The following is an 18,089-nucleotide window of genomic DNA, read 5'->3' as shown; positions in this document are numbered from 1 at the left end:
TTAACCGCTATAACTCACCAATAATTTCAAACTGTAGAATAAGTCAGTATATCTAACTTTGGGGGGTATTCATATGTGTCGAAGTGTGGCTGATTGGGTTGCCACCTAATTTCAGTATTCTACGTATTAATTCTATTTACATCCATAAATTCAAGGGCTTTAGCTATAGCTTTTTTCACTTTATTTTCCATCTCGAAACGTTCTGAAGGTGGTAAATAAAATGCCATGTCGACTTCATGTCGAATGTAACGAGTTGGCAGTTGATTTAAAACCACACAAGTTAAATCTGCAATAAAATCGATATCATACTTTTCATCAAACTTTGCCGAGACAAAATGTTGCATAACTAGTTTTTCATAATAGTTATGAATATCATCTGAAATTTTCATAAAACCTCTTTTTAAAAATGATTGAGCAAGTAATAGCCTATTTGAGCTTATACAAAGAGTAACCTTAGTTAAAACAAAATGCGAGTCTATAAGGTGATGATGTTGTTGCTATCTGAGTTTAGATTTCTCTGCTTGCTCAATACTTCGTTCAATTGAAGAGATAGCTTTACGACAGCGACCTAAACGCTGGTGTAGAGCAAGTACTTCCTGTGAAAGTTTTTCAGTATTTGCACTTTTAGAGCGAATTCGTTGTTGCTCGCGCTCGGTGATCATATCCCTTAATCTTCTTTCGAATTCATGATGTTCACTTAACTGTTGATATAACTGATGGCTTGTGAGTAAAACTGATTTAGCCATTTTATTATAGACATCGTTTTGCTTTAATTGAGCAGCTTTAGCCGCTTTTACTCGAACATTTTTTCTAGCGTCAAAGCTTGCTTGTGCTGCTTGATGCATAGTTTGGTTAGATTGAATGGCATTCATTAATGCTGAAATCTGTTGCTCTATTCGTTGTAGGGACGACTTTGCAAACTCAGCTTTGTTAGGGTTGTCTCCACTTAACGCATATAACCGTGAAAATTCATTCAATCGCTTTTTTACTTCTTCAACGTATATAAAAATTTTATCACTTTCAGTAGTGAATAAATGCTGGGAGAAAAGATTGTTATTTTCGATCAATCGATGAGACTTTTGTTTGCTGTTTAATTGATCCGTTTGTTTTGCTTGAACAGATATATGTTCTAGCAATGTTGATAAACGACTAATAGCAATTTCATGTCTATTTTGGGGCATATGTAGGGCAATAAAGTTATGTTAACCGTGATTATACCGTAGTTCTAAGCAAAGAAAAAACAGTAATAAGCGGATACATCAGTAGCCTAAAGTAACAATAAATGAAATTTGTCAGATAGCAAAAACTATAACTTTGTAATCATAAATGTACATAGCTATTGTTTATTTATTTTATGTCATTGTTTATTAAGAGTAAAATAAATTGGTTATATGTGCATTTTTATTTAGCATAGTGACAGGGGGAGATCTTGATACTTAATTAAGTAATTGTAATTAATGATCTTTTATGTTTGTTATGAATTTGTAAATATTTATAAGGTGTATTTTTTACATTTTTTAATAAAATAAATATTATCATTTTACTGAAATACTGAGTTTTTATTTAAATCATTTTAATTCAAAGGCTTATTGTTGTTTTGTCATGGGATTAAATGACGTTAATGTATGTCAGAATGTATGTCAGAATGTGTCCAGATGTTAAAAATATTACTATTAGGTTGCAATTGGTGTTGACGATTCCTGCAATTCCCGTTTACTATCTTAGCCGACAGATCAGGTATACAACTTGATAAAAGATTAACGAGGCAGCATAGCCTTGAGTCTTTACAAAATAAAAAACAAACAAATAAACAACCAATCACTTATGTGATCCAGGGAGTAAACATGTATAACAATAGTAAAGTAGCTAAAGCAATCCGCGTAGCGATGATGTTCGGAGCTGGTGCTGCTGCAGCCATTTCAGCACCAACTTTTGCAGCTGAAGAAGGCGTAGAAGAAGTTGAGAAAATTGAAGTAACTGGTTCTCGTATCAAACGTACTGATATGGAAGCAGCTAGCCCAGTAAGTATTTTTTCTGCAGCGGATATCGCAGCATCTGGTGTTACTTCATTAGAAGGTTTCATTAAACAAATCCCAGCAATCAACGGCGCGCAACTAGGTTCTAACGTAAACAACGCGAGTGCAGGTTTTGCTACAGCATCACTTCGTGGTTTAGGTTCAGGCCGTACATTGATTCTAATCAATGGTCGTCGCTTCAACTCTGGCGATTTGAACTCTATCCCTACCTCGTTTATCGAGCGTGTTGAAGTTGTACGTGATGGTGCTTCTACTGTATATGGTTCTGATGCTATCGCTGGTGTTATTAACTTTATCACTAAAAAAGATTTTGAAGGCCTTGAAGTTACAGCACAATATGATGTAACGGGTGAAGGCGACGGTGATACAGCTAAGTTTTCAATCGTAACAGGTGCCTCTAATGATAAAGGTAATGTTGTATTCTCTGTAGATTACACTGACCGTGAAGAAGTTACTCAAGCAGACAGAAAATACTCAGAATGTCCACTTTGGGATGATGGCGTAGGCTCTACAACATATTGTGGTGGTTCATCACATTCTGAATTTGGTCGTGTAAACTTGCCTAAAGGTTATATTATCAATGGTGAAGCAGTTGGCTCTAAAAGACCTGACGATTCAACTGTTGGTGGACGTTATGTGACGATTGATGGAGCAGGTGTTCCTTTTAGCACAGCTGATCATGGTTATAACTATGCTGCAACGAGTTACTTAGTTACTCCAGTTAAAATATTCTCTGTAAATGCTGCGTCTACTTATGAAATATCTGACTCAATCACAGCATTTGCTGAAGGTGGTTATTCAAACCGTCAATCAAGTCAACAAATGGCACCTGCAGCAACATTCTGGAGTGCTCCAGTACCCGCTGCTCACCCTGACAACATTTATGGTGTAGATGTTTCAATTAACCGTCGTATCACTGAAGGTGGTGGTCGTGGTTTTGAACAAGATACAAATGATTACCGCGTAGTTGGTGGTTTAGAAGGTGAATTTGACAATGGTTGGGGTTGGGATGTTTCATACAACTACTCTCGTTTTGTTGATACACGTGTTAACACCGGTGAATTAAACCGTCCAAATACAGAAACATTATTAGACCCAGCGTTATGTGCTGCTGATGAAGATTGTCCAGGTGTATGGAACCCGTTTGCTAAAGGGACTATGACTCCAGAACAAAGTGATTTTTCTACAGTAACGTTCTCTCCTGTACGTAAAGGTACAACAACTCAGTTTATGGCTAACTTATCTGGTGACCTTGGTGAACTTGAATTACCAGGTGGTGCTATTCAGTGGGCTGCTGGTTATGAGCGTCGTACCGAGTATTACTTAAATGAACCAGATGGTGCTGAAGCATTAGGTCAAGTATACGGTCAAGCTGGTATAAGAACGGAAGGTGATTATTCTGTAGAAGAAGTTTATGCAGAATTTAACTTCCCAATATTATCAGGCGTACCTTTTGCTGAACGTTTAACGTTTACAGCAGCGGTAAGAGCTTCTGATTATAGTAACCTTGATGATAACGCAACTAACACAAAGTTTGGTTTTGAGTGGGAACCTGTAGATGGTTTATTAACTCGTGCAACATTTGCAGAGGGCTTTAGAGCGCCAAGCATTACTGAGTTATTTGATCCTCAAGAACAATCTGCGCTTAGCTATACTGATCCTTGTTGGGATTATGGCCTAAGCTCAAATGAAACACTTAAAGCTAACTGTGCAGCAGATGGTATACCAGCAGACTTTGACTCTGATTCTCAATCAAACGCTATTGTTGGTGGTAACCCTGATTTACAAGCAGAAGAGTCAGAAAGTCTTACTGTGGGTATTGTATACTCAGGTATTGAAAACTTCTCGGTAGCTTTTGATTACTTTAATATCAAAATTGAGCAAGGTATCGGTACTTCTGGTGTAGATAATATTGCTAATGCATGTTACAACAGCGTTGGATTTTCAGACGAATTGTGTGATGATATTAAAGGTAGTAAATTCGGTCCTTTAGATACTCCTCCTCATCCTACATCACCTCGTCGTAATGTAAGTGAAGTACTTTCAGGTGTATTGGTAATTAATGATAACCTTTCAACGTTTGAAACTTCAGGTATTGATTTTGACTTTAGCTACAATATGGACCTTGCTGGTGGTACATTTACTACTACCTTAAATGGTACATATTTAATGGCTTATGACTACACGCTAACTGCTGGTAGTGAAACTATTGAAGCCGCAGGAATGGTTGCAGCTGACCAATGGGAAGGTAACCCAGCAGTATTCGCTGAATGGAGAACTAACTTAGGTTTTAACTTCGCAACAGATGACTACTCAGCTAACGTGACTTTCCGTTACCAATCTGAAGGTGATGATATTAGTGCAACAGATACTACGTTAGATACAGTAGCTGACTCTGTAGTTTATACTGATATCCAAGGTACTTATTACATCAATGATACTTACACCATCTCTGCTGGTGCACGTAACTTGTTCGATGTTAAACCTCCTTACATGTCTAACTACGATGATTCGAATACTGTAAACTATTCTTATGATTTAGCGGGTCAATATTTATATGTTAAAGCTACTGCTAGATTTTAATCTCTAGTTCGTATGATTTAACCAATAAATAGTGAAAAAATTACTAAGCCCTACTAAATAGTAGGGCTTTTTTTTTGTGATTTATTCGGTTTTTGTAAACATATCTTTATAATAATAAGTTCATAAGAACGAATGTTTTGGTCGTTTATCGAGCGTTTAACGCAAATAAATTTGACTTACTACGAAGATGTTAGTAAAACATACTTCTGCAAAATTTTTGTCCCTTAAATTATGATTTCGACTAATCTATATTTAAGTAATTTTGCTAGTATTTAAGATATATTTTTTTATTAGTCTATTACTTGCAGTAATTTGATAATGCTAAGTTATCGGCTTTCTTCTAAAGATAGTTTAATAAAAAACACATAATATCGTCTTTTAAAGTCTCACCTTGACAGCACTGCTGTCATTTGGGATTATTGATTTGTTGTATTCATAAAAATTTACATATAAAAACGACAGACTTTTATATTTGAGGTAATCAACGGATTTACAAAATTTGTTTAATTCGGATTATCAAAATTAAAATAGCAATGGTTGGGAACTATGTCCAAAGTAAGTAAGAAAAGCCTTATCGCAACAGCGATGGTTGGCGCACTGGCACTAGCGGGCAGCAATATAGCTGCTGCGGATGCACTAACAGACCTTCAAAAAGCTGAAGCGAAAATCTTCAAGCAATCTGCAAAGTCACAAGCTAAAATAAATAGCATTTACGAACAAACGCAAGACCTTCTTGCTGAATACCGTAATACTGTTGATGAAGCTGATGTATTACGTGGTTATAACGACCATGTTCAACGTATGGTTGATGATCAAAAAGCTAATGTTGTTTCATTGCAAAGACAAATTGATAGCATCGATGAGTTCAAACAAGGTGTTGTGCCATTAATGTACAAGATGATCGATACGCTTGAAACATTCATTAAATTAGATGTTCCAATGAACATTGACCGTCGTAATGCTCGTGTTGCTAATCTTCGCGCTGTAATGGATGATTCAAACGTTACAACGTCTGAGCAATTCCGTTTAGTACTTGAAGCCTATGAAATTGAAGCCGGTTACGGAACTATCTTTGACGCTTATCAAGGCGAGATTGATTTAGGCGGTCGCACACTTACTGCTGATTTCGTTCATATGGGCCGTATTGCATTTGTTGCACAATCACTAGATGCTAAGCATTCTTGGTTATGGAACAATGATACACGTGCATGGGAAGAGTTAGGCGATGAATACTTAAAGCCTGTTACAGATGCTATTCGTATGGCACGTAAACAACTTCCAATGGATTTAACTAAATTACCAGTATTTGCAGCAGGGGCAAAATAATGAAAAAAGTTATTAATTTTGTATTGCTAGCAGCGTCTTTGACGACTGGTTTTGTAGCAACAACTCAAGCAAATGAATTAGATGATTTACTAAAACAAGTTAAAGCTGACCGTGTATCAGAAGCTAAACTTGATAAAAAACGTGAAGCTGAATTTTTGTCTGCACGCGCTGATAAAACTGCTTTATTAAATAAAGCGAAAAAAGAATTATCAGATCAAAACGTACGTAACAAACGTTTAACTAAAGAATATGCTGCTAATGAAATTACGTTAGCACAAAAAGAAGTTGAATTAGATAATGCGACTGGTACTTTAGGTGAAATGTTTGGTGTTTCACGTGCTGCAGCAGCAAATGCATTTGGTCAAATTAGTACTTCAATTGTAAGTGCTGAATTTCCTAACCGTGGTGAAGCGCTTAATCGCATCGCTAACGCAAAAGAAATCCCAAGCATTTCTGATTTAGAAGAACTATGGTTTTCTTTACAAACCGAAATGACTGAATCAGGTAAAATCTCACAGTTTAGTGTTGATGTTACTAATTTAGATGGTACTAAATCTACTGAAACGATTACTCGTATCGGTACGTTTAACTTAGTATCAGCTAACGGTTACTTAACTTACAACGATGAAGTTTCTCAAGTACAGCCTTTACCTAAGCAACCTGCAGGTTACATAACTGATACGGCCTCAAACTTCTCTGGTGTAACTTCTGGTTATGCAGCTGTTTACGTGGATCCTTCACGTGGCGGTATCTTATCTCTAGAAACTCGTAAGAAAACGTTAGAAGAGTTTTTCCACGAAGGTAAAGAAGTTGGTTATGCCATCACGGTATTATTAATCTTTGGTGTTATCATTGCACTTGAACGTTTAATCGTTTTAGGTGGCATGAGCTCTAAAATTAAATCTCAAGAGAAAAATCTTGATAAGCCAAATGAAAACAACCCTCTTGGTCGTTTACTTAAAGTTTTCTATGATAACCAATCAGTAGATGCTGAAACGTTAGAGCTTAAACTTGATGAAGCTATTCTTCGTGAAACCCCTAAGGTTGACCGTGGTATTAACTTAATCAAAATGTTTGCCGCAATAGCTCCTCTAATGGGTCTATTAGGTACTGTTATTGGTATGATCATGACTTTCCAAACGATAACCTTGTTTGGTACTGGTGACCCGAAAATTATGGCTGGTAACATCTCTCTTGCTCTTGTAACTACAGCATTAGGTCTAATTTGTGCACTTCCACTTATCTTAATCCACTCAGTTGTTGCTGGTAAGAGTAAGTCAGTGTTACAAAAATTAGACGAGCAGAGCGCTGGTTTAATCGCTGCTATTGCAGAGAAGGGGTCTAAATAATGTTATTCCTGATAGAGCTTTGGGAATCTGTCAGGGGTTTTATTGCGACGGGTGGTAATGTACTTTATGTTGTTGCCTTCGCACTCTTATTGATGTGGATTTTGATGATAGAACGCTATTGGTTCTTAGCATCAGTCTACCCAACTATGAGAGATGATATCATCGCTCGTTGGGATGCACGCCGAGATACAACTTCTTGGTATGCACATCGAATTAGAGAGACTTGGATCTCCGAAGCAGACGAGTTACTTGAACAGCGAATGATTACCATTAGAACCTTAGTGGCAATGTGTCCTCTTATCGGCTTACTGGGAACAGTAACAGGTATGATTGGCGTATTTGAAGTTATGGCTGAACAAGGTACTGGTAATCCGCGTCTAATGGCCGCTGGTATATCGCAAGCAACTATCCCGACTATGGCCGGTATGGTAGCTGCATTATCAGGTGTGTTCTTTAGTTCAAGATTAGACGCTAAAGTTAAACTAGCAAAGGCTAAACTGGTTGACAGTTTACCTCACCACTAGAGAGATATATTCATGGCACGTAAACGTATTCGTGAAGACGAAGAAGCAGTAATTGATATGACACCGATGCTCGACATCGTGTTCATCATGCTGATCTTCTTCATCGTAACCACTTCTTTTGTAAAAGAAGCTGGTATTGAAGTAAATAAACCTAAAGCGGCTAATCAAACTAAGCAAAAAAATGCCAATATCTTTGTTGCAATCAAAGATAACGGTGAAATTTGGTTAGATAAAGGTCGAGTAGATATTGAGCGTGTTGGGGCAAGAATTGAGAAATTACTTGCTGAACAACCTACCGATGTTGTAATCATTCAAGCTGACAAAGATGCCAAACATGGTGTTGTTGTTAAAGTAATGGATGCAATTAAAGAGGCTGGTATAGATCGAATTTCTATCGCGGCTGCGAAGGGGTAAGATATGGTTCGCTTTTTAGTATCAATACTACTAGGCGTTGTAGTTACCTTTGGCTTATTTGCTTTTATGGCCTTTCTTGTTTCTAGCGGTGATAGAAACAAGGAAGAGCAACAAGAAAATATTATTGTAGAGGTAAATACTACTCCGCCAAAGTCTGCAGCAGAACAACGTCGACGTGTACCGCCGCCACCACCTCCGCCGCCAAAAGCTCCACCGAAGCAGCAAACACCGGAACCTGAAGCCAACAATAATACTGGTGGTTTAAACTTCAATATGCCGGGTGTTCAAATGGCAGGTGCTTCAACTGGCTTGTCAGCTCCTGGAGCTGGTATGGGACGTGATGGCGATGCTACACCGATAGTTCGTATCGAGCCTAAGTACCCGATTCAGGCTGCTCGAGATGGTAAAGAAGGTTATGTTATTCTTTCTTTTACGATTAACAAAATTGGTGGTGTTGAAGACGTTAAAGTACTTGAAGCTCAGCCTAAGCGTGTGTTTGATAAAGAAGCCAAACGTGCACTTAGAAAGTGGAAGTACAAACCTAAAGTTGTTGAGGGTAAACCTCTGAGACAACCAGGTTTAACGGTTCAACTTGACTTCAAAATGGGAGGTTAATAGTTATGTTTAATAAATTAGTGTTTAAAAATTTAAAACTTAAAAAATTATCAACTTCTCTTGTTGTTGTTGCCTCACTACTTGTTGCGCAAGCACCTTTTGCAAATTATGCAGAAGCTGCTGGTGCCGAGAAGGTTGAGAAGAAGAAGAAACGTCCTACACAATTAGTTGGCCCTCGTGTTGGTAAAAAAGTACAAAAGGCTTTTGAAGCTTATAGTGCTGATGATATCAAGGGTGCTCTAGTTATTTTGTTGGATATTGAGGCTTCAAAACCATACGACAAAGCTTATGTTTCGCGTATGGTTGCTGTTATGTATGCAACGTTAGGTGACAATGATCAAAAAACTATTGAATATCTTAAGAAAGCCTTAGAACCAGATATTCTTAATGAAGTTGATCAAAGTGAATCTTTAAAGTTATTGGGTGATATGCAGATGCAAACCAAAGACTATAAAGGCGCGCTTAAAAGTTTTTATGCCTGGATGGATTTCTCTGGTAAAGACGATGGTCCAACCTACGTCAAAATTGCAAATGCGTACTACTCATTAAAGCAATTAGATAAGGTTATTGAGCCTGCGGATAAAGCGATTGCTGCTTTTGGTGATAAACCAAATCAAAACCCATACATCTTAAAAATTACTTCTTACTATGAACGTAAAATGTATAAAGAAGCTGTAAAGGTTTTAGAAACAGTAATACAAGTTTTTCCAGAAAATAAGCAGTGGTGGACACAATTACCAATGTTTTATTTGCTGATTGAAGATTATGATAAGGCAGTTCAAACGCTGGATTTAGCTTATAAACTTGGTCACTTGGATAAAGAAAGTCAAATTAAAACATTAGCGAGTTTATACTCTCAAACTGAAGCGCCTTATAAGGCTGCCCAGTTGTTAGAAAAATACATCGCTTCTGGTTTAGTTAAACGTGATGATAAAAATATCTCTACGTTGGCTAATGCTTGGCATTCTGCACAACATATCGATAAAGCGGCAAGTTATTATGGTGAATTAGCCAAAATGACTAGTGATGCAAAGCATTATCGCAAACAAGGTATGTTGTTAAAGCAAGATGAGCAATTTTCTAAGGCAATTGTTGCTTTGAATAAAGCTATTGAACTTGGTGTTTCTAACCAAGGTCGTATTCATATGAGTATTGCAGAATCATATTTCTATTTAGAGAAGTATAAGAAGGCATACGCAGCAATTCAAAAAGCAATGAAAGATCCTAGTGCACGTAAGTCTGCAAAGGGTTGGAAAAGCTTTATTGTTGATACAGCAAGACGCAAAAACGTCACTATTTAGTTATTATTAACTAAAATAGAAGTGATTAAAAAAGCCAGTTATCTTTTTAAAATGATAACTGGCTTTTTATTGCATAATATACAAGATAGTTGAAATTTTTATTAACACTTGCAGGTCTATGTTAAAAGTCATATAACTAAATCTCAATAATAATGAGATCAATTCAAAATAAGCACAGATAAAAGGAAATAAATTATGAATATAGTTAAGAAATCATCAATTGCAGTGGTAATGAGTTTACTTGCCTTTGGCCTTTTCACTAGTAATATTGCTAAAGCAGAGTCAAATCCATTTGCTTCAGGTGAGTTAGTCACTATAGTTACTGACCATAAAGATGGAAAATGTGGCGAAGGAAAATGTGGCGAAGGTAAAATGAAAGACGCCAAAAAAGCTAAATGTGGTGAAGGAAAATGTGGCGAAGGCAAAATGAAAGACGCCAAAAAAGCTAAATGTGGTGAAGGAAAATGTGGCGAAGGCAAAATGAAAGACGCCAAAAAAGCTAAATGTGGTGAAGGAAAATGTGGCGAAGGTAAAATGAAAGACGCCAAAAAAGGTAAATGTGGTGAAGGTAAATGTGGCGAAGGTAAATCAAAAGATAAAAGTAAAAAATGTGGTGGTTAATCAACCTCTCATAAATGACTAAGATTCAAAAAACGGGCCATTGCCCGTTTTTTATTGCCTGCTAATGTCTTAATGTTTATTTATCTAACTTGAGCTAACTATTTATATTTTGACGTAGGCCTGTCCTAGGTAAGTATTTTAATAACATATAGGTTAGCCATTGCCTTAGCGTGTATAATGGCTTCATTGTGCTTATGTATTGGAAATTACCGTGAATAATAATGATGTTTTACGCAAGTTGCGTTATACCTTTAACTTTAATGATAAACAAATGGTAGCGATCTTTGCCTCTGCTGGTGAAGAAGTAAGTCGTGAGCAAGTCAGTCAGTGGCTGAAAAAAGACACCGATAGTGATTTTGTCGCCTTATTTGATACAAAATTAGCTGTATTTTTAAATGGTTTTATCAATGAAAAGCGCGGTAAAAAACCTGGACCTTTGGCGATACCTGAAAAACGTTTATCAAATAATATCATTTTGACTAAACTAAAAATTGCACTAAACCTACAAGCTGAACAAATAATTTCATTATTAGAAAGTGTTGACTTTAGAATCAGTAAGCCCGAATTGAGTGCCTTTTCACGTAAAGTTGACCATCAGCACTATCGAGAGTGTAAAGATCAAGTGTTACGAAATCTTTTACATGCTATAGATAAAACTTATCATGTTGAAAGAACGGGTAAAATAGCGAACCCTACTACATCATCAGCTCCTAAAGTAACGGCAAGTAACTCAAAACCGAGTAATAACAAAAAAGACTTCGTTAAAAAGAAAGCCAATAAAGCTGCACCGGCATCACCTTGGGTTGAAGGTGCAAGACCTAATGCAAGTAATATTTATGTTAACCCAAAGAGTACTACCGATTCCAAACGTCAAAAGCTTAAGCTGTCCAAATAAATACCGTATTGGCATCTAAACAATACGTTTGTGCTAATTTGACGTTACATTACGATCATTTTGTTACGTAATATATCTACGTTAGCCCTATATACTCAAATAATTATAGGGTAATATTCGCGCCAAATTAGCTTCGAAAATTTAAAAGTTGTATATGAATATATTAGTTGTAGATGATAATAAAACTGTTCAAGAAAAGCTTGCAGCGCTTATCATTTCACAAGGACACAATGTTGATTTAGCCATTAATGGTTTAGACGCATTAGGGAAAGCACAACAAGGAAACTATCAACTCTTTGTCATTGATCATTTAATGCCGTTGATGAATGGTGTACAACTTACTAAAAACCTAAAGGCTAATCAGTTATCCTCGTCGGTTCCTGTTTTTTTTATGACTACACAAGGTTCTCACACACTTAAGGATTTAGTTGAATTTAGCCTTTTCGATAAGATAATTGATAAACCAATTAATGAAGAACAGTTCCTTACCATTTTATCTGAATTTTCTGGTACTCACTTTGAGAGTGATACACGGCAAGCTAATTCATAATTTTGCCTGACTAACCGTTTTATCGCTATAAAAAGTAGGGAAATTGTTTTATGCTCAGCATATCTATCTATTAACTTACTTTTAGAAACCAGTACCACTGGTTTTACCTCGGTATTATGAATAAAACACAGCAACAACTACTTATCAATGCAATCCACACTATTCCAGATTACCCTGTTGAAGGCATCATGTTTCGTGATGTTACTAGTCTATTAGAAGACGCCGAAGCTTTTAAGCTTGTAATGGAGCTTTTAGAAAACAAATATAAAGGTAGAGGCTTTACTAAAATCGTTGGCACAGAAGCTCGTGGTTTCCTTTTTGGTGCGCCGTTAGCGTTAGCCTTGAATATTGGTTTTATTCCGGTCAGAAAGCCAGGGAAGCTCCCCCGTCCTACCTACTCTCAAGCTTATCAGTTAGAGTATGGTGAAGATATTCTAGAAATTCATCAAGATGCATTAACCCCTGAAGATAATGTATTGATTATTGATGATTTATTGGCGACGGGTGGTACCATTGAGGCGACAACTAAACTAATTCGCCGTCTAGGTGCACAAGTGCAAGAAGCAGGTTTTGTTATCTCTTTACCTGATTTAGGTGGAGAGGAACGTCTTGCAGAGCTAAATATTACTCCTTATTCTTTGATACAATATCAAGGTGAATAGTTTATCCAAGCATCTAAAAGTAATTTAATATGAGTTATCAAGTCCTAGCAAGAAAATGGCGCCCAAAGAACTTTCAGCAATTGATGGGGCAAGAACATGTCGTCAATGTACTTGCAAATGCTTTATCTCAAAAGCGTTTACATCATGCTTACCTTTTTACGGGTACGCGAGGTGTTGGTAAAACGACTATTGCACGGATTTTTGCTAAGAGTCTAAATTGCGAACTTGGAATAACAGATAAACCCTGTGGAAAATGTGATGCCTGTATTGATATCGACCAAGGGCGTTTCGTTGATCTTTTGGAAATAGATGCGGCTTCTAAAACGAAAGTTGATGATACCCGTGAAATTCTAGATAACGTCCAATATGCACCTAGTAGGGGCCGATTTAAGGTTTACCTGATTGATGAGGTACATATGTTATCTCGTCATAGCTTTAATGCGTTACTAAAAACGTTAGAAGAGCCACCTGAGCATGTTAAATTTATTTTAGCGACTACAGATCCTCAAAAATTACCTATTACAGTGTTGTCACGGTGTCTACAATTTCATTTAAAAGCGTTAACTGTCAAACAAATTGAAGATAAGCTTGCTGAAATACTTTCTCATGAACAAGTGAGTCACGAGCAAGGTTGTCTGACGTTATTAGCTAAAGCTGCTCGTGGCAGTATGCGAGATTCATTAAGTTTAACCGACCAGGCTATTGCTCAAGGGCAAGGTCATATTAACTTAACTAATATTCAACAGATGCTCGGTGGTATAGATCAAAACTGGGTTTACCAGTTGGTGATTACTTTACTAAAACAAGACAGCCAAGCGTTGATGACTTTATCTCAAGAGATAGCCTCTTATGCGCCAAGTTATAGCCGTTTATTTGCTGAATTAATTCAACTATTTCATCAAATAGCTCTAATGCAAATAGTTGAGCAACCTTTTGATTTACCGGCAGACTTATTGGCTTTATTGAAAAAGTTTAGTCAAGCCATGTCAGCTGAAGACGTTCAACTTTATTACCAAATAAGCCTTAATGGCCGAAAAGATTTACCGTACGCTTTTGACGAACAAGCTGCTTTTGATATGACGTTGTTGCGACTATTTGCTTTTAAACCAATGCAAAAGTCACAGCTTACCAATGAGTCTACTATAGATAATATTGAGCAAAACACAGCGATTAGCTTCGATGATGATAACTTGTCAAAAACCACTGAAACTCTTTCAAATAATGCTGACATAGCTAAAGCAGCGGTTACAGAGGCCGTTGTTGAGAGCTTTGCTGAAGTGGATATTAGTGACTCCGCTGCTGCTACGGACAATACTCAACAAACTGAGTTAAATGAGCAAATGCTTGCCATTGAGCAACAAGCTGATGAACTCAAACAGAGTGAGAATAACTCATTAAATCAAACCCCAGCGCAGCATGTGGTTTCTCAAGAAGTTAAAGCTCCACAACAAGTGCCTGTGGTAGAAAGTTATAAAGAAAAACAAAATACAGCGCCCATTGTGCCCAATGAACAAGTAGGGCAACTTAGTATCCATAGTCCGGTAGGCTCTGTGCTCGCGACTCGGAATATGCTACGTAGTCGAAAGAAAGAGTTGGAGAAGCAAACAAAAAAGTCCAGTGACGCAACTCTGCGTCAACCTAATAGGGCAGACAATAGTAAAAATAAAACTCAGGACAGTGTTAACGCTACAGTTAAGCCTCAAGTTGTATCAACTGAAAGCTTGGTCATTGCGCCAGAACCTGACTTACCGTTTCATCAAGATAGTATAGATCCCGCAAAAGTAACAAAAGCGAATCAAGTTGATAAATGGGCGCATATGATCGATTCAATGCAGCTTACCGCGCGTATTCGTCAATTAGCAATACATGCAACAATCAGTGAAAAATCTACTGATGATAATTTGATTCTTAAGCTAGATCAGGCAACTAGACATTTAAGTACTGAAATCGCTCATCAACATTTACAGAGCGCTATTTGTGAATTCTTAGCAAGACAAATCACGGTTACACTTGATATTGTGGAAGAAACGGTTGCCGACCCATATCAAATTCAAGGTCAAATTAATGATAAGCGTCTAGAGTACGCTAAGACTTTATTAAAAGAAGATGCCGTGGTGATTGCCTTGCAAGAAACTTTTCAAGCAAGTTTGAATGAAGAGAGTATTTCACCTCGCTAATGTTGAATGATAACTTTGAACGTTTCTTTTGGAACTGCCATTATTCTTTTAGAATAAATTCATTTCAAAACTTACAGTGTTTCAGGTAAAATACTTACATTGAGCATTTAAATATAATTTATAAACAGTCTACTTAGAAATATTGGAGAATAAATGATGAAAGGCGGAATGGGTAACTTAATGAAGCAAGCCCAACAAATGCAGGCTAAAATGGCTAAAGCGCAAGAAGAACTAGCGCAAATGGAAGTTGTTGGTGAAGCAGGCGCAGGTATGGTGAAAGTAACAATGACGGGTAGTCATAGTGTTCGTAAAGTTGAGCTTGATGACAGCTTAATGGAAGATGATAAAGACATGATTGAAGATTTACTAGCGGCTGCTGTAAATGATGCTGTACGTCGTGTTGAAGAGCAAAATAAAGATAAAATGGGCGCACTTACTGGCGGTATGCAATTACCACCAGGGATGAAAATGCCGTTTTAAATATAAATCCATTATATAACAGTGGTTTAATAGTTGTTTAAAGCTAAAAAGTGGAAGAGGGGACAATATTTAGTTCATTTCAAAAGCTCTTTCTAACCCAATAAAAAAGCTCGAGAGGTTCTTGAGTTTTTTTGATGGAAAATCTGTAGTAACAATCTAATTACTTTAGTTGGCCGAGTTTATTAGTTATCTGATTAATATAATCTGGTTCGTCATCGTCAATCGATTCCCCCGTATATTTTTTTATTAATCCTCTGTCTTTATACCCCATTTACTGTGCCAAAATTGTTTCCTGCCATTTTCATTGAACTTGGCTCAAAATAATAATTTCATATTGTTCAGCATCACTGAACAGTAGCTCTTTGCTTGATTTCAAGTTGACATGAATAAATTTTGCATTAAGAATAAAAAGAAATGCTGATTTCTTTGGTACATTTATTTTTTGAAATATTCTACTTGAGAGTACGCTGGGATAATAAGGTGAAATAGGCATAGCAGAGCTATTTCTTACGTAATTATAAGAAATAATGTTACCTATCTCTTTAGAGATAAGCTCTCTCCCCATTCGTTTAGCAAAAAGATCTGACATAACTCTTACTGCCAGTGTCCAGTTTTCCTTAGGTATTAAGCAGGTTGGTGGTACTTTGTGACATACTCCACAATATTAATTTACAATATCGGGATTATTGGCTTATTTTATTGGTGCTTTAGAGGTTGGCATTAAGTTGTCTCTGACAACGATCTTTTACTTGATTTTAATAATGTAATCCAAAACCTTGAGGGAATAGTGGCAAAGAGCTTGTTACGGTGTTTTTAGGCCAATCAAAGGATAGTTTACCTTGAAAATTAACATCTCCAAATATAACATCACTAATTCCTTGTCCTTCAGTACCAGGCAACCAAGCGACAACAAATGCTGCTGACTCTTCAAGTTCTGAATTAATAATTAGTGTTCTACCCGATATTAAAATGACAACGACAGGTAATCCTTTATCAGTAAGTTCTTTAATTGTTGCATAATCTTCCGAGTGTAAGCTTTGTAATTCTATCGTGCTACCATAAGGCTCTGAAACATTAATTTGACCATTTATTTGTGATCCTGCTTCTATAATAAGATTATCGTCATTTCTAATATCACCAAATCCTTCAGCGTAGGGGGTTTCACCAATGACTACAATAGCAACATCGTGATCATTTGCATTTACATGTTCAACTTGTTCTCTTAAAAACGCATTAGGTGCAATTTTTTTAATACCGTGCCATATCGATGTTGCTTGCTCAAACTCATCATTTCCTGAAACACCTTGCCAAGCTATTGTAAATCCACCACATTGATGACCAATGTTATTAGCATTTTTTCCTGTTACTAAAATACGTGCCGCTTTATCTAAAGGTAGTGTGTTTTGATGGTTTTTAAGTAAAACGAGTGATTTTCTAACGGCTTTACGTGCAACTTCTCTGTGCTCCATAGAGCCAAAGCTATTATCATTTGCCCATTTTCGTTTACTTGGTTTAGGGGCTTCAAGTAAGCCCATTGCGACTTTTACTGTAAGAATTCTACGTACAGCGTCATTAACTCTTGAAATTGATACTGTCCCTAATTCTACGTGGTTACTTAAGTATCGAATAAATTGTTTCCAGTTTTCTGAAACCAAAAACATATCAATGCCCGAATTTACGCCTTGTGCAATTGATAAGTAGAAATCGTCTGAAAGATAGTCAATGCCGTTCATGTCGGAGACGACAAAACCAGAGAACTTAAGCTGTTTTTTTAAAATATCAGTAAGTAGAAACTTATGGCCATGGCATTTGTCACCATTCCAGCTATTGAACGATGCCATGACCGTCATCACTCCCGAGTTAATCGCTGTGATGTATGGACTTATATGAGTTTTATTTAACACTTGCCACGAAATTTTGGCATCACCTTGATCAATACCGTAAGACGTTGCTCCGTCGCCAACCCAATGTTTTGCACAAGCGAGAATACCTTCGGTGTGTAGTTGATTTTGCAGTCCCGTAATAATGTTATTGACATATTTATTAGTTATATCGGGTGATTGTGAAAAACTTTCGTAAAACCGACCCCAATGCTGGTTTTTTGCAACCGCAAGATTTGGTGCAAAGGTCCAGTCAAGGCCACTGGCCAATACTTCTTTACGGGTAATGATGGCTATTTCTTTAATCAGTGCGGGATCGTTAGCAGCGCCTAAGCCGATATTATGAGGAAAAATAGTGGCTTGACAAAGGTTATTATGACCATGAATAGCATCTACCCCGAAAAGTAAGGGTATGCCATGATGACATGCATCTTTTACTGATGAGCTTTGCCAATAGCTGTCAGCCATTGTTAACCAATCTTTAAGTTTGTTTTCCCCAGGGGTAGAGCCCGCACCACACATAACTGAACCTAAATGAAACTTTTTTGCTTCTGCGGGCGTACAGCTTTGCCGTTCAGCTTGTGTCATTTGTCCAATTTTTTGTGCTAATGTCATATTTGACATTAGTTCATCCACTTTAGTTTTTACCACTAAGTTATTAAGTAATGAGTGCATA

General features: G+C 37.0%; 17 protein-coding genes. 13 read left to right on the top strand and 4 right to left on the bottom strand.

Features of this window, described 5'->3' with window-relative positions; genetic code table 11:
- Positions 1-119: 119 nt before the first annotated feature.
- Both CPS_RS16805 and priC read right to left on the bottom strand, forming a co-directional pair.
- Positions 120-389 carry a late competence development ComFB family protein gene (locus CPS_RS16805; RefSeq protein WP_011044512.1) on the bottom strand — a complete coding sequence of 90 codons (270 nt, stop codon included), beginning with the start codon at positions 387-389 and terminating at the stop codon, positions 120-122.
- Positions 390-497: 108 nt separating this feature from the next.
- A complete protein-coding gene (gene priC, locus CPS_RS22980; RefSeq protein WP_011044511.1) occupies positions 498-1,181 on the bottom strand; it encodes a primosomal replication protein PriC in 684 nt (227 codons plus the stop codon).
- Between the two features lie 663 nt (positions 1,182-1,844).
- Between priC and CPS_RS16795 the strand changes: the two genes are divergently transcribed.
- The 13 genes from CPS_RS16795 (at position 1,845) to CPS_RS16735 (ending at position 15,533) form a co-directional block, all read left to right on the top strand.
- Complete coding sequence (locus CPS_RS16795; RefSeq protein WP_011044510.1) at positions 1,845-4,619, top strand: TonB-dependent receptor plug domain-containing protein; 2,775 nt, start codon at positions 1,845-1,847, stop codon at positions 4,617-4,619.
- Positions 4,620-5,165: 546 nt separating this feature from the next.
- On the top strand, positions 5,166-5,945 hold the full coding sequence (locus CPS_RS16790) for a DUF3450 domain-containing protein (RefSeq protein ID WP_011044509.1): 780 nt from the start codon (positions 5,166-5,168) through the stop codon (positions 5,943-5,945).
- Entirely contained in the window at positions 5,945-7,294 is a 1,350-nt protein-coding gene (locus tag CPS_RS16785) for a MotA/TolQ/ExbB proton channel family protein (RefSeq protein ID WP_011044508.1), read from the top strand. Before CPS_RS16790 ends, CPS_RS16785 begins: the two co-directional genes overlap by 1 nt.
- A complete protein-coding gene (locus CPS_RS16780; RefSeq protein WP_011044507.1) occupies positions 7,294-7,818 on the top strand; it encodes a MotA/TolQ/ExbB proton channel family protein in 525 nt (174 codons plus the stop codon). Before CPS_RS16785 ends, CPS_RS16780 begins: the two co-directional genes overlap by 1 nt.
- A gap of 12 nt (positions 7,819-7,830) precedes the next feature.
- Positions 7,831-8,232: an ExbD/TolR family protein gene (locus CPS_RS16775; protein WP_011044506.1), complete on the top strand. Its 402-nt coding sequence runs from the start codon at positions 7,831-7,833 to the stop codon at positions 8,230-8,232.
- A 3-nt stretch (positions 8,233-8,235) separates the two neighbouring features.
- Positions 8,236-8,847 carry an energy transducer TonB gene (locus tag CPS_RS16770; RefSeq protein WP_011044505.1) on the top strand — a complete coding sequence of 204 codons (612 nt, stop codon included), beginning with the start codon at positions 8,236-8,238 and terminating at the stop codon, positions 8,845-8,847.
- 5 nt (positions 8,848-8,852) lie between these two features.
- Positions 8,853-10,148 carry a tetratricopeptide repeat protein gene (locus CPS_RS16765; RefSeq protein ID WP_011044504.1) on the top strand — a complete coding sequence of 432 codons (1,296 nt, stop codon included), beginning with the start codon at positions 8,853-8,855 and terminating at the stop codon, positions 10,146-10,148.
- Positions 10,149-10,343: 195 nt separating this feature from the next.
- Positions 10,344-10,769, top strand: a complete 426-nt coding sequence (locus CPS_RS16760) for an HvfA family oxazolone/thioamide-modified RiPP metallophore (RefSeq protein ID WP_041737113.1) — start codon at positions 10,344-10,346, stop codon at positions 10,767-10,769.
- A gap of 211 nt (positions 10,770-10,980) precedes the next feature.
- Positions 10,981-11,664: a DUF1456 family protein gene (locus CPS_RS16755; RefSeq protein WP_011044502.1), complete on the top strand. Its 684-nt coding sequence runs from the start codon at positions 10,981-10,983 to the stop codon at positions 11,662-11,664.
- A 154-nt stretch (positions 11,665-11,818) separates the two neighbouring features.
- Positions 11,819-12,214 carry a response regulator gene (locus tag CPS_RS16750; RefSeq protein ID WP_011044500.1) on the top strand — a complete coding sequence of 132 codons (396 nt, stop codon included), beginning with the start codon at positions 11,819-11,821 and terminating at the stop codon, positions 12,212-12,214.
- A gap of 116 nt (positions 12,215-12,330) precedes the next feature.
- Positions 12,331-12,876, top strand: a complete 546-nt coding sequence (gene apt, locus CPS_RS16745; RefSeq protein WP_011044498.1) for an adenine phosphoribosyltransferase — start codon at positions 12,331-12,333, stop codon at positions 12,874-12,876.
- A gap of 29 nt (positions 12,877-12,905) precedes the next feature.
- A complete protein-coding gene (gene dnaX, locus CPS_RS16740; protein ID WP_011044497.1) occupies positions 12,906-15,053 on the top strand; it encodes a DNA polymerase III subunit gamma/tau in 2,148 nt (715 codons plus the stop codon).
- 153 nt (positions 15,054-15,206) lie between these two features.
- Positions 15,207-15,533, top strand: coding sequence for a YbaB/EbfC family nucleoid-associated protein (locus CPS_RS16735; protein WP_011044496.1), 327 nt, complete (start codon positions 15,207-15,209; stop codon positions 15,531-15,533).
- 301 nt (positions 15,534-15,834) lie between these two features.
- Here the strand turns inward: CPS_RS16735 and CPS_RS16730 are convergent, their stop codons facing one another.
- Positions 15,835-16,122 (bottom strand): hypothetical protein, encoded by a 288-nt coding sequence (locus CPS_RS16730; RefSeq protein ID WP_011044494.1) that lies wholly within the window; start codon positions 16,120-16,122, stop codon positions 15,835-15,837.
- A gap of 166 nt (positions 16,123-16,288) precedes the next feature.
- On the bottom strand, positions 16,289-18,037 hold the full coding sequence (locus CPS_RS16725; protein ID WP_238383554.1) for a glycoside hydrolase family 3 protein: 1,749 nt from the start codon (positions 18,035-18,037) through the stop codon (positions 16,289-16,291).
- Positions 18,038-18,089 lie beyond the last annotated feature (52 nt).

It is taken from the genome of Colwellia psychrerythraea 34H (assembly GCF_000012325.1).
Lineage (GTDB): Bacteria > Pseudomonadota > Gammaproteobacteria > Enterobacterales > Alteromonadaceae > Colwellia > Colwellia psychrerythraea_A.
Note: the sequence above shows the minus strand (reverse complement) of the source record. Positions and strands in the feature narration are given on the sequence as shown.

Bases quoted from the DNA above. Each gene is read 5' to 3' on its own strand.
- CPS_RS16725 (WP_238383554.1), bottom strand. From the start codon at position 18,037: ATGTCAAATATGACATTAGCACAAAAAATTGGACAAATGACACAAGCT.
- CPS_RS16795 (WP_011044510.1), top strand. From the start codon at position 1,845: ATGTATAACAATAGTAAAGTAGCTAAAGCAATCCGCGTAGCGATGATG.
- CPS_RS16765 (WP_011044504.1), top strand. From the start codon at position 8,853: ATGTTTAATAAATTAGTGTTTAAAAATTTAAAACTTAAAAAATTATCA.
- CPS_RS16730 (WP_011044494.1), bottom strand. From the start codon at position 16,122: ATGTCAGATCTTTTTGCTAAACGAATGGGGAGAGAGCTTATCTCTAAA.
- CPS_RS16735 (WP_011044496.1), top strand. From the start codon at position 15,207: ATGATGAAAGGCGGAATGGGTAACTTAATGAAGCAAGCCCAACAAATG.
- dnaX (WP_011044497.1), top strand. From the start codon at position 12,906: ATGAGTTATCAAGTCCTAGCAAGAAAATGGCGCCCAAAGAACTTTCAG.
- CPS_RS16775 (WP_011044506.1), top strand. From the start codon at position 7,831: ATGGCACGTAAACGTATTCGTGAAGACGAAGAAGCAGTAATTGATATG.
- CPS_RS16785 (WP_011044508.1), top strand. From the start codon at position 5,945: ATGAAAAAAGTTATTAATTTTGTATTGCTAGCAGCGTCTTTGACGACT.
- CPS_RS16780 (WP_011044507.1), top strand. From the start codon at position 7,294: ATGTTATTCCTGATAGAGCTTTGGGAATCTGTCAGGGGTTTTATTGCG.
- CPS_RS16805 (WP_011044512.1), bottom strand. From the start codon at position 389: ATGAAAATTTCAGATGATATTCATAACTATTATGAAAAACTAGTTATG.
- priC (WP_011044511.1), bottom strand. From the start codon at position 1,181: ATGCCCCAAAATAGACATGAAATTGCTATTAGTCGTTTATCAACATTG.
- apt (WP_011044498.1), top strand. From the start codon at position 12,331: ATGAATAAAACACAGCAACAACTACTTATCAATGCAATCCACACTATT.
- CPS_RS16790 (WP_011044509.1), top strand. From the start codon at position 5,166: ATGTCCAAAGTAAGTAAGAAAAGCCTTATCGCAACAGCGATGGTTGGC.
- CPS_RS16770 (WP_011044505.1), top strand. From the start codon at position 8,236: ATGGTTCGCTTTTTAGTATCAATACTACTAGGCGTTGTAGTTACCTTT.
- CPS_RS16760 (WP_041737113.1), top strand. From the start codon at position 10,344: ATGAATATAGTTAAGAAATCATCAATTGCAGTGGTAATGAGTTTACTT.
- CPS_RS16750 (WP_011044500.1), top strand. From the start codon at position 11,819: ATGAATATATTAGTTGTAGATGATAATAAAACTGTTCAAGAAAAGCTT.